Annotated in this window: 11 protein-coding genes; 9 read left to right on the top strand and 2 right to left on the bottom strand. The window is 56.4% G+C overall.

Annotated features, from left to right (window positions below; translation table 11 throughout):
- Positions 1-365: 365 nt before the first annotated feature.
- Positions 366-2,783, bottom strand: coding sequence for a heavy metal translocating P-type ATPase (locus BOW53_RS11095; RefSeq protein ID WP_078488052.1), 2,418 nt, complete (start codon positions 2,781-2,783; stop codon positions 366-368).
- A 217-nt stretch (positions 2,784-3,000) separates the two neighbouring features.
- On the opposite strand from BOW53_RS11095, the gene sthA reads away from it, so the two are divergent.
- The 6 genes from sthA (at position 3,001) to BOW53_RS11125 (ending at position 7,624) form a co-directional block, all read left to right on the top strand.
- Entirely contained in the window at positions 3,001-4,398 is a 1,398-nt protein-coding gene (gene sthA / locus BOW53_RS11100; protein WP_078488053.1) for a Si-specific NAD(P)(+) transhydrogenase, read from the top strand.
- An 82-nt stretch (positions 4,399-4,480) separates the two neighbouring features.
- A complete protein-coding gene (locus tag BOW53_RS11105; RefSeq protein ID WP_078488054.1) occupies positions 4,481-4,780 on the top strand; it encodes a hypothetical protein in 300 nt (99 codons plus the stop codon).
- A gap of 456 nt (positions 4,781-5,236) precedes the next feature.
- Positions 5,237-5,680, top strand: coding sequence for a YcgN family cysteine cluster protein (locus BOW53_RS11110; protein WP_078488055.1), 444 nt, complete (start codon positions 5,237-5,239; stop codon positions 5,678-5,680).
- 18 nt (positions 5,681-5,698) lie between these two features.
- Positions 5,699-6,766, top strand: coding sequence for a DUF3549 family protein (locus BOW53_RS11115; RefSeq protein ID WP_078488056.1), 1,068 nt, complete (start codon positions 5,699-5,701; stop codon positions 6,764-6,766).
- 35 nt (positions 6,767-6,801) lie between these two features.
- Positions 6,802-7,167 carry a YaeQ family protein gene (locus BOW53_RS11120; RefSeq protein WP_078488057.1) on the top strand — a complete coding sequence of 122 codons (366 nt, stop codon included), beginning with the start codon at positions 6,802-6,804 and terminating at the stop codon, positions 7,165-7,167.
- Positions 7,168-7,366: 199 nt separating this feature from the next.
- Positions 7,367-7,624: a hypothetical protein gene (locus BOW53_RS11125; RefSeq protein WP_078488058.1), complete on the top strand. Its 258-nt coding sequence runs from the start codon at positions 7,367-7,369 to the stop codon at positions 7,622-7,624.
- 24 nt (positions 7,625-7,648) lie between these two features.
- Here BOW53_RS11125 and BOW53_RS11130 read toward each other — a convergent pair whose 3' ends face one another.
- The gene (locus BOW53_RS11130) at positions 7,649-8,125 is read right to left on the bottom strand and encodes an SEL1-like repeat protein (protein ID WP_078488059.1); all 477 of its coding nucleotides are present in this window, start codon (positions 8,123-8,125) and stop codon (positions 7,649-7,651) included.
- 24 nt (positions 8,126-8,149) lie between these two features.
- Between BOW53_RS11130 and BOW53_RS11135 the strand changes: the two genes are divergently transcribed.
- The 3 genes from BOW53_RS11135 (at position 8,150) to BOW53_RS11145 (ending at position 10,975) form a co-directional block, all read left to right on the top strand.
- Positions 8,150-9,064: an RluA family pseudouridine synthase gene (locus BOW53_RS11135; protein WP_078488060.1), complete on the top strand. Its 915-nt coding sequence runs from the start codon at positions 8,150-8,152 to the stop codon at positions 9,062-9,064.
- Between the two features lie 79 nt (positions 9,065-9,143).
- Entirely contained in the window at positions 9,144-10,328 is a 1,185-nt protein-coding gene (gene purT / locus BOW53_RS11140) for a formate-dependent phosphoribosylglycinamide formyltransferase (protein ID WP_078488061.1), read from the top strand.
- 86 nt (positions 10,329-10,414) lie between these two features.
- Positions 10,415-10,975, top strand: a complete 561-nt coding sequence (locus BOW53_RS11145; RefSeq protein ID WP_172838878.1) for a helix-turn-helix domain-containing protein — start codon at positions 10,415-10,417, stop codon at positions 10,973-10,975.
- Positions 10,976-11,038 lie beyond the last annotated feature (63 nt).

Here is an 11,038-nt window from a genome sequence, read left to right on the forward strand (position 1 = left end):
CAAGAGGCTATCGATCACCGAATGAATTATTTATGGGGCGGCAAGTAGATTTGCTTGCTGCGTAATTGAATTGCAGTTATTACTTGAAACCGCCTTCGATGATAACGCAATACATCACCACATATGGATGGTTCATCATCACCGCCATACAATTGGACCCGAAAGCCCCCGGGGTTTGGCAACAGCAGATCCGCTCCAAGTAGACGCCTCACACTGCCCGGCACAAACTGGCAGCTTCGGCTATGTAACAATCTTCTCAGCGCAATTGCAGACACGCCCTGGAGATGCTCTCAAACAAGGAATCGGGATGGTAATGACTTGCCAATAAACGCTGGAGCAAGCACTGTCCAGCAACTGAAGACCGCTCATTTCCCTTTTCCACGCCAACGTTTCAACAGCAGGGAGTTGGATACAACACTCACCGATGACATGGCCATGGCAGCCCCGGCGATGACCGGGTTGAGCAGTCCGGATACGGCCAGGGGTATGGCTATCACGTTATAGATCAACGCCCAGAACAGGTTCTGCCTTATCTTGTGGTAGGTCGCATGGGAAATGGAGATGGCATCCACCACCAGGCCAGGCTCTCCCCGCATCAGCGTAATGCCGGCGGTATGCATTGCCACGTCTGTACCACTGCCCATTGCCATACCGACACCTGCTGCAGCCAGGGCAGGTGCATCGTTGATACCATCACCAACCATGATCACATGTTTACCCTCGTTGCGCAGCCTTTCCACTTCAGCCGCTTTATCGCCTGGGAGCACCTCTGCAATCACCCTGTCGATACCGATCGCAGAAGCGATAGACGCTGCCCCATAACGATTGTCTCCGGTCAGCATCACCGTATCCAGGCCCTTACAATGCAGATCGGCCACTGCCTCTGCAGCACCGGCTCTCACCCCGTCACTCAGTAAGATGTAACCGAGTAACCGGGATGATGCCGTGGTATCCGCAATCCAGACCAGGGTATGCCCTGTGCTCTCCAGCAGAGCAGCCTGCTCTGCCCAATCGGTTAGCGCCACATCCCGCTCCTCCATCAGGCGGCGACTACCAATCAACAGTTTCATCTCATCCACCGTTGCACCGAAACCACGACCTGGGTGATTGGTAAATCCACTCACCGGTAATAGTGCCAACCCTTTCTCATTGCTCTCTGCCACCACTGCCTTTGCAAGAGGGTGTTCACTGCCCTGCTGAGCAGAAGCGGCGATCCGCAACAGATTCTCGACATCGCCATCTACAGCAAAGCAGGTTTCAACGCCGGGGGTTCCCCGGGTCAGGGTACCGGTTTTATCGAAAACAACGGTATCTGCCCGGTGCGCCTGCTCAAGGGCCTCTGCATCCTTGATCAGTACACCGTAACGGGCAGCCATGCCGGTACCCACCATGATGGCAGTTGGAGTCGCCAGGCCCAGGGCGCATGGACAGGCAATGACCAGCACCGATACCGCGGCAACAAATGCTGTTTCCGGATCCCCTGCACCCAGCCACCAGCCCAGAAAGACCACCAGCGATATCACAACCACGACCGGCACGAAGATGGTAGAAATCCGGTCAACCAAACGCTGAACGGGTGCCTTGCTGGCCTGGGCATCCTCTACCAGGCGAATGATTCTGGACAGGGTGGACTCGGCACCCACCGTGGTTGCCTGCACCTTGAGCAGGCCGTCTCCGTTGACCGAGGCCCCGGTGACCAACTCGCCCTCACCGCGGGCAACAGGAATGGGTTCTCCAGTGATAAGTGACTCGTCCAACTGGCTCTCGCCCTCGAGAATTCGCCCATCTACAGGCACTCGTTCTCCCGGGCGGATAATCACGACCTCGTTCTGGATAACGCTCTCGGCAGGAATATCCATCGCAATACCGTCACGCTCCACCCGTGCCGTGTCGGAACGAAGATCCATCAGGGCATGGATGGCAGATGCCGCATTGCGCTTGGCCCTTCCTTCCATCCACTTGCCGAAGAGCACCAGGGTGATAACCATTGCGGAACCTTCGAAGTAGAGTGCCTCTCCGGCACCGCCGAAAAAGGTCACCCAACTGCTCAACGCCCATGCCGCCGTGGTGCCCAGCACCACCAGCACATCCATGTTGCCTGCACCGCCGCGGAGTGACTTGAATGCACCGTCATAGAAACGCCAGCCGATCCAGAACTGTACCGGGGTAGCCAGCAGAAACTGCCAAAGGGAGGGCAGCATCAGGTCCACACCAAAGGGCATGAACAACATGGGCAGAGCCAGTGGCAGGGTCAATACTACAGCCAGTCTCAGCTTGTTGAGTTCCGCCTGGGTACGACGCTGCTCCTCCCGGGCCTGTGCCTCTCGCTGGGCCTTGGCACTGACCCTGGGCCTAGCTTCGAAACCCGCCTTCTTGACCACGTCAATCAGTGTCTCTGTGGGGACGGCACCCACCGGTACCGTAATGGATGCCCGTTCCGTTGCCAGGTTGACTGCGACACTCTCCACACCGGACACTTTCGACAACACCTTCTCCAGGCGTGTAGAGCAGGCAGCACAGGTCATGCCATTGATGTCGAGATCGATCACCTCGGAACGCACGGAGAATCCGGCCTTGGCGATCACCCTGGCCAGATCGGAAGCCGTAATCTCACCCTTTTCGTAATCGACACTGGCGGTATTGCCCGCCAAGCTCACCCGCGCCTCGCTCACACCCGGCTGCTTGTTGAGCACCCGCTCCAGGCGGGTTGAGCAGGCAGCACAGGTCATGCCATCCACGGGCAGGACCAGGCTGCAGGCCATGTCGGCGCGACGCTCATTCATAGGTATCGATTTCCCGGGTCAACAGCAATTTTGAACATGCAGGTTCCAATATGTTCAAAAGCGCCTATTGTCCCCATATCAAAACCCCAAACCAACCAATATTTCACAGTGGAGATTCTCTGTGGCCTAATTCCATTCACAAGAGTATACTTCGCTTTCATTAATTTTTTGTATGCTGCATAGCAGCATCTTTATGACCAACTGACAACAACAAAATATGAGCACAACAGACTACGACACCATAGTGATTGGCAGTGGCCCCGGCGGGGAAGGCGCCGCCATGAAACTCACCAAGTCCGGGCACAGGGTTGCCATAGTCGAGATGCACGAGCAGGTGGGCGGCGGCTGCACCCACTGGGGCACCATCCCGAGCAAGGCCCTGCGCCACAGTATCCAGATGCTGGTCGACTACAAGCGCAATCCGCTGTTCAGTCACACCCTGGAGCAGGTGAACGTGGACTACCCACAACTGCTCAAAGCGGCCGACTCGGTCATCCAGGACCAGGTAAGCACCCGCTACCGCTACTACTCACGTAACGGGGTGGATGTACTGTTCGGCCGTGCACGCTTCATCGATGCCCATACCATCGAAGTGGAAGCGGCTGACAACAGCGCGGAACAATACAAGGCCGACAACTTTGTCATCGCCACCGGCTCCAGCCCCTATCATCCGCCTGACATCGACTTCAGCCATCCCAATATCCTGGACAGTGACACGGTGCTTGGCCTGGAACACACACCCAAGTCCCTGACCATCTATGGTGCCGGTGTCATCGGTTGCGAATACGCCTCCATCTTCTGCAACCTCGACGTCAAGGTGAACCTGGTCAACACACGTGACCGGCTGCTCTCTTTCCTGGACGACGAGATCACCGACGCCTTGAGCTACCACTTGCGCAACCAGGGCGTGGTAATTCGCCACAACGAGGAGTACGAACGGGTTGAACCGACGGAAGATGGCGTCATCCTGCACTGCAAGTCGGGCAAGAAGTTCAAGACCGATCTGCTGCTGTGGGCCAACGGCCGTTCGGGCAACACCGCCCAGATGAGACTTGATGAGGTTGGCGTGGAAGTGAACAGGCGGGCACAGATCGAGGTGGACAAGAGCTACCAGACCACCCATCCCCACATCTATGCAGTGGGTGATGTCGTCGGCGCGCCGGGACTGGCCAGCGCCAGTTATGACCAGGGCAGGTTTGTGGGCGCTCACATTGCCAAGAGTGAATGCGACTGGAGTTTGATCGAAGACTTCCCTACCGGCATCTACACCAATCCCGAGATCAGTTCCATCGGACGTACCGAGCGGGAATTGACCGACCAGCAGGTGCCCTACGAGGTGGGCCACGCCATGTTCAAGAGCATCGCCCGTGCCCAGATCACCGGTCACACCGTGGGTATGCTAAAGATCCTTTTCCATCGCGAAACCCTGGAGATCCTCGGCATCCACTGCTTTGGTGAAACTGCCGCCGAGATCGTCCATATAGGCCAGGCGATCATGGCCCAGAAAGAGAGCGCCAACTCCCTGCTCTACTTTACCGAAACCACCTTCAACTACCCCACCATGGCGGAAGCCTACCGGGTCGCGGCATTGAACGGGCTTAACCGACTCTTCTGAGAAAAAGTTTGAAGCCGGTCAACGATTTTACTCTGCACGCAGGGCTATAATTCCCAGCCCTACAAGTGTGCGAGACCATCCCATGTTGTCGAAAAAACTGCTCTGCCTGGCGCTTCTGCTACCAACCCTGATCCAGGCCGAGCCTGCCTCACAGCAGCGGATTGATGAGTTGGCATTCCAAAAGCAACGACTTGAGACTGAGCAAAAAGCGATTGAGCAGGCGCTGCTACTCTCAGAAAAACGGCTGCAGGAATTGGAACAGATGCTGAAAGCCCGCCGCCAGGCCAACGTTGAACTGGATCGGAAGATCACCAAGGCTGCACAGCTTTCAGAACACCAGAACACCATCAGAACCCGTCATCCGTCATCGGTCGAAAACTGACCCGGCAGAGGCCTGAAGACCGGCCACAAACCGTTTTTTTTCAACTGTGGCCAACGGTTAGCATTTTTTCCACATTCCCTGTGGATAACAGTGTGGAAAACCTGCTGAAACTGGCAGACAGGCCTTACAGCACCTAAACGCCCTTTAGATTGTTCATTTTTTATACGATTTATTTTTTGTACAAAATTCAGCATGTTAACTGTTACAACACGATTAACATTAAATTTCACTGTGTGACGCACCCATGAATTGTCATCGCCCAGACACGCTGTGCATATAAAACCCCATAACCAGGGCATGTTTTTTGTCCCGGTCCATTATCGAAGCCTTAAAAACGATTCCTTCACGCCCACCCCCAGTCTCTTTCTCTGCCGTGTTTTCAAGGCCTTTTTCACAGGTCCTAGGATCTCAGCGCACAAAAAAGATAGAATGCCCCTTTTTCCCTAGGTACTGCCAATGGCGCAATCGGCTCCCGGTTTCTGGACAGCTAAACCCCTCACTGAGTTGACTCCCGATGAGTGGGAGTCCCTTTGTGACGACTGTGCAAAATGCTGCCTGCACCGATTCGAGGACGAGGAGACCCAGGAGATCTTCTTCACAAACGTCTGCTGCCGCTACCTCGACCAGGAGAGTTGTCGCTGCACCGACTACCCCAATCGCTCGGTCAACCTCCCCGATTGCGTTACCGTGACCCTGGAAGTGTTGCAAGATCCCTACTGGCTGCCGGCGACCTGTGCCTACCGCCTGCTGGCCGAAGGCAAATCCCTGCCGGAGTGGCACCCACTGGTCTCCGGTGAACAGCACACGGTCTTCGATTCTGGCAACTCCGTTTGTGGCAGGGTGATCAGTGAACTTGAAGCCGATAACCTGGAACACCACATGATCGACTGGATCAGCTAAGTACCCGCGCAAAACACGATGACAGAAGACAATCCCATCAGCACCATCACGGAATTTCTTGAAGCCACCGGCGCTCGCCTTCGAATATTCGACATGGGGCGCAGAATCACCAAGATCACCCGCGACCAGTTTCTGCAATTCGAGAAAAACGAACTGCCCTACCCCTACCCCATGCAACAGCAGGGCTGGTTCGCCCTGCTGTTCCAGGACGACAAGCGTGAGATCGAACCCTTCATCTGGTTCCTGCGCTTCCCTCTCGACGAGCAAGGCAAACTGCTTCAGGCCGCCCGGGACGATTTCATGCATCGCCTCGTGGAGCGCGTTAGCGAAAACCTGCAGGCCACAGAAAGCAGCGAGAAACTGGACGCAGTACTGAAGGACAATCCCTACACCTTCAAGCCCAGGGATGATCGCATGGCGGTATTCCACGCCCAGGCCACCCGGCCGCTGAAGCAACCACCTTCACAGTACTTCGAACACGCCAAACAGTACTTCAGCGGCGAGCTGGGTTTGGACCAATGGTCATTCGTCGGCTACCAGGGTATCGCTGAGATCGCCTCGCTCCAGGCCGACAAAGAGATCGAGCAGATGCTGGTCACTACCATTCCCGAGCTGCCTGACCGCCCCCTGGAAGCCCTCTGTCACTGCCTGGAGAATGAACCGCTTACCATGGCCGTTACCCGGGCGGTTTGGGAACGCATGAAACGATTGTTATCGGAGCCCGATCCGAACGTCATGCTGGTAGCCGCCTGCATCCGGGCGGTATCCTGTTCACAGTCACACAACCTGAAACAGGAACTGATCAGCACCGCCCTTGCTCATGACAGTGCCACCAAGGTGGAGTTGCTGGCCGCCATCAGTGGGCGGGCCTGGGAAATCCTCCAGGATGAGACCATTCGCCGGCAATACCTTGAGCGGCTGGCAGAGAACAACGAGGGCCAGGAGTTTTTCAACCAGTGCCTGAGCGACCTGCTCTTTCTTCCCGGTATGCGCGCGCCCCTGCTCGGCGCCCTGCGCGACCCTGAGCGTTCCGAGCGACTGAGCCAGGCCATCGGCGCGCTGTTCCAGCGAATCCAGAACCAGTAACCACGAATCCGGGATGGCCGACAAGAGCACCATCTATATGTGAAGGGGAGACACCGGACATCTCGCTGCAGCGGCCTGGCGAGAAAATGAGCCGCTGGGTCGAGGTGGGTCAACCGTCACCGGAGAGAGTGAAAACTGCCTGCAGGAAGGCAAATCAAGTGACGCTTTTTCTCTACGGCAAACGCCAGGATCGCTGGCTACAAGCAAACATCAACCGTCTTGGCACCCTGGATAACCTGACCATCACACCATTGCCGGAGAACCTGCTCGACCCTCTGGCAAACGAGTTGAAACGCACCCTCGAGTGGTCTTTGACTGTAACGGACGGCATGCTCTATCTGGATACGGCGGACGCCCACCACCAGCTACAGCTCACTTGCTTGGTTCAGCCAGGCCATTGAAGCCGGGGCTGATTGTAAAGATCTAAGTCAAGGAGCACTCTGCGACTTAAGGTATACTCCTTCGCCATCTATCCAAACCACTTAATCGATCATGAACTGGAAAGCTGTACTTATCGGCATCGCCTCTTATCCCCTGCTCTGACTGATCTGGCTGTTTCTGTCACCCCAGTACGCTCACACCGCATCCGGGTGGCACGCCATGGTGTACAACGTCTTCTTTTTTGCCATGCCCTTCTTTCCGGGCCACCTGGCAGGCTATATCGCAAGAGAACGTGGATTTCATCACGGGGTGGTGGTGGGAGCAGCCATTGCACTGCTCACCCTGGCCTTATGGATAGCCATGGACATGCTCGACAGCACCATTCTTCTCTCAATGGCCGGCGCGTTGATTTTCAGCTCAGCCGGCGGCGCATTGAGCCAGCGGGGAGAGTCAGCAGAATCCGACAAGGAAGCCTAGCGCCCTTCCAGCAGGCTGTCGGGATTATTGGTCCTCAGGCTTTTTGCTCAAGCCAAGCTTCTCCCGGTACTCGGCCAACCGCTCCTTGGCCGTCTCGAACTGGGCGCTTGTCATGATGCCTGCAACAGCATCCTGGTAGCCCTTGGCATAGCGATCGCCGGCAAGATCGCTCAAACCAAACCAGACATAGGCCATGACCGGATCCTTTGGGGTTCCGACACCGTGGAGATAGAGACCGCCCAGCTTTCCAAAGGCACGGATATCCCCATTGAGGGCTGCCAACTTGTACTCCATGAAGGCGGTTTCCCGGTCCCCAGCCCTGTTGGCCTCTTCAGCCTCGTCAAAACCGGCAAGTCCAAGTGCAGGCATCAGTAACACCAGGGAAATCAACAGTCTGTATTTCATCTTCTTCATAAACACGGAACGATACCCGCCACTGTAAGAGACGCCTTGACCCTGGTCAAACCCCTCATCCTGTTGCAGGTATAATGAACCCAACATCACCACTCCCCTGAAGAGGCCAACTTGTCCAGCCAACACTTTGAGTGCCACATCGATGTCGTGCAGAACGGTGACAACCCGGTGGAACTGTTCGCCGAAGCATCCGGGCTATCGAAACAGCGTATCAAATCGGCCATGCTGAAAGGGGCCGCCTGGCTGACCAGCGGGAAACACACCCGGCGCCTGCGCCGCCAGGCCAAGCCAATGAAGACAGGTGACAAGCTGCACCTCTATTACGACGAGAAGATACTCGCCACGGAACCTCAGCCTGCAAAGCTGGTTTCCGACGAAGGCGCCTACTCGGTCTGGCACAAGCCCCGCGGCATGTTGTCCCAGGGTTCCAAGTGGAGCGATCACTGCACCATATACCGTTGGGCCGAGCAACACCTCCAGCCAGAACGAAATGGTTTCATTGTTCACCGGCTGGACCGTGCGGCATCTGGATTGATCCTGGTCGCCCATCAAAAGAAGGTGGCTACCGCCCTGGCGAGGCTGTTCCAAGAAAGATCCATCACCAAGAGATACCAGGTTAAGGTGGCTACCGCCCTGGCGAGGCTGTTCCAAGAAAGATCCATCACCAAGAGATACCAGGTTATCGTCCATGGCCAGTTTCCAGACCGGGAACAGACACTCACCATCGCTTCAGAAATAGATGGCCGTCCTGCACGTAGCCATGCAAGACTTATCGAACATGATCCCGAGCTGGACCGGTCACGGCTCGAGATCAGTATCGATATCGGGCGCAAATACCAGATACACCGACATCTCGCCAGTATCGGATTTCCAGTAGTCGGTGACAGACTGTATGGCGACAAGGACGACAGCGCAGACCTGCAGCTCACGGCCTGTTACCTTGCCTTCACCTGTCTAGTCAGCAACCAGCCAAAAGCCTTCGAATTGCCGGAAGAGTTGAAACCAACGCTAAGGCAAAATGGATAGAAGAACCTCCCGCGGTTTGATTTTCACCACGGTTCACAGCAAACTCCCGCATTCGAATTAACAGCTACCGGAGATCCCCATGCCCACTATCGGAACCCCTTTTTCACCCACCGCCACCAAAGTCCTGCTCTGCGGTTCGGGTGAACTGGGAAAAGAGGTGGTGATCGAGCTTCAGCGCATGGGCATAGAGGTGATTGCCTGCGACCGCTACGAGCACGCCCCGGCCATGCAGGTTGCCGACCGCGCCTACAGCTTCTCCATGCTCGACGGTGCCGAACTGCGTCGCGTGATTGAACTTGAGAAGCCCGACTATATCGTGCCTGAGATCGAGGCCATTGCCACCGACACCCTCGTGGAGTTGGAGAGTGAAGGCTTCAACGTGGTGCCCACCGCAAGGGCCGCCCGCCTGACCATGAACCGCGAAGGCATCCGCTGCCTGGCTGCCGAAGAGCTGGACATTCCCACCTCCCCTTACCGTTTTGCAGATACCAAGGGTGAGTTCCTCGATGCGGTCCAGGAGATCGGCATCCCCTGCGTGGTAAAGCCCATCATGAGCTCTTCCGGCAAGGGCCAGTGCCTGGTGAAAAGCGAAGCAGACATCGATACCGCCTGGAACTATGCCCAGGAGGGCGGTCGCACCGGCGCCGGCAGGGTCATCGTCGAGGGCTTTGTGGATTTCGACTACGAGATCACCCTGCTCACCATCCGTCACCGTGACGGCACCAGCTTCTGCCAACCCATCGGCCACTGCCAGGAGGGCGGCGACTACCAGGAGTCCTGGCAGCCCCAGCCGATGAGCGACACTGCATTGGAAAAATCCCGGGCGATTGCCGAGAAGGTAACCGCCGCCCTGGGTGGCCGAGGCATCTTTGGCGTGGACCTCTTCATCAAGGGTGACGAGGTCTGGTTCAGCGAGGTCTCTCCCCGCCCTCACGACACTGGCATGGTAACCATGATCTCCCAGGACATCTCCCAGTTCGCACTGCATGCCCGAGCCATACTGGGACTGCCAGTACCCAACATCGTTCAGCACGGCCCATCCGCTTCCTCCGTCATCCTGGTGGAAGGAGACTCCACCCAGGTCAATTACAGCAACCTGGCCGAAGCCTTGTCGGAGCCTGATACCCAGCTCAGGCTGTTCGGCAAGCCCGAAGTCAAAGGCCAGCGCCGCATGGGGGTCGCCCTGGCCAGGGATATTGACATCGGGAGCGCAAGGAAAAAGGCCACCAGGGTATCCAGTACCGTTAAAACACGCCTGGATTAATCAGCGTCAGATCAGCGCAACAATCGGGTGGTTATCCCGTGCTGGCGTGTTAATCTCGAATTGAGTGCAACATGCAGGGGCGGGTCATGCCATCCGACTATCAGCGTATCGAACAGGCCATTCACTGGATTACACAACACGCCCATGAGCAGCCGGAACTCGGGGATCTGGCAGACTATCTCGACCTGAGTCCCTATCATGCCCAACGCCTTTTCACACGCTGGGCCGGCGTTAGCCCTAAACAGTTTCTCCAATACCTGACCGTGGATTTCGCCAAAAAGCTGCTGGATGAATCCCAGAGCGTATTGAGCACCTCCCTTGAAGCGGGCCTCTCCAGCCCCGGCCGCCTTCACGACCAGATGATTAACATCGAAGCGGTTACCCCCGGGGAATACAAACTCAAAGGCAAGGGCCTGGAGATCCAGTACGGCTTCCATGAGACCCCCTTCGGGGAATGCCTGGTCGCAACCACCCCGAGAGGAATCTGCCATCTCGCATTCGTCTCCAACACAGGGAGACAGGCACCGCTCCATCAACTTAAAGCGCTTTGGCCAAGAGCGCAATTGAATGGTCACCAGAAAGCAACTGCAGAACTGGTCAGCAGGATATTTTCATTAGGGCCTGTTCACGTTAATCACCGTGTCTGAGATGAGTGAAGCCAGGATAAAGAAGGTGAACATCACATCCAGTTTATCGAATCTTGAAAAGAT

This window comes from Solemya velesiana gill symbiont (assembly GCF_002020805.1).
Lineage (GTDB): Bacteria > Pseudomonadota > Gammaproteobacteria > Chromatiales > Chromatiaceae > Sedimenticola_A.

Excerpts from the sequence above, each read along its gene's own strand:
- BOW53_RS11110 (WP_078488055.1), top strand. The coding sequence starts at position 5,237 with ATGGCGCAATCGGCTCCCGGTTTCTGGACAGCTAAACCCCTCACTGAG.
- BOW53_RS11145 (WP_172838878.1), top strand. The coding sequence starts at position 10,415 with ATGCCATCCGACTATCAGCGTATCGAACAGGCCATTCACTGGATTACA.
- sthA (WP_078488053.1), top strand. The coding sequence starts at position 3,001 with ATGAGCACAACAGACTACGACACCATAGTGATTGGCAGTGGCCCCGGC.
- BOW53_RS11115 (WP_078488056.1), top strand. The coding sequence starts at position 5,699 with ATGACAGAAGACAATCCCATCAGCACCATCACGGAATTTCTTGAAGCC.
- BOW53_RS11130 (WP_078488059.1), bottom strand. The coding sequence starts at position 8,125 with ATGTTGGGTTCATTATACCTGCAACAGGATGAGGGGTTTGACCAGGGT.
- BOW53_RS11095 (WP_078488052.1), bottom strand. The coding sequence starts at position 2,783 with ATGAATGAGCGTCGCGCCGACATGGCCTGCAGCCTGGTCCTGCCCGTG.
- BOW53_RS11125 (WP_078488058.1), top strand. The coding sequence starts at position 7,367 with ATGGTGTACAACGTCTTCTTTTTTGCCATGCCCTTCTTTCCGGGCCAC.
- BOW53_RS11105 (WP_078488054.1), top strand. The coding sequence starts at position 4,481 with ATGTTGTCGAAAAAACTGCTCTGCCTGGCGCTTCTGCTACCAACCCTG.
- purT (WP_078488061.1), top strand. The coding sequence starts at position 9,144 with ATGCCCACTATCGGAACCCCTTTTTCACCCACCGCCACCAAAGTCCTG.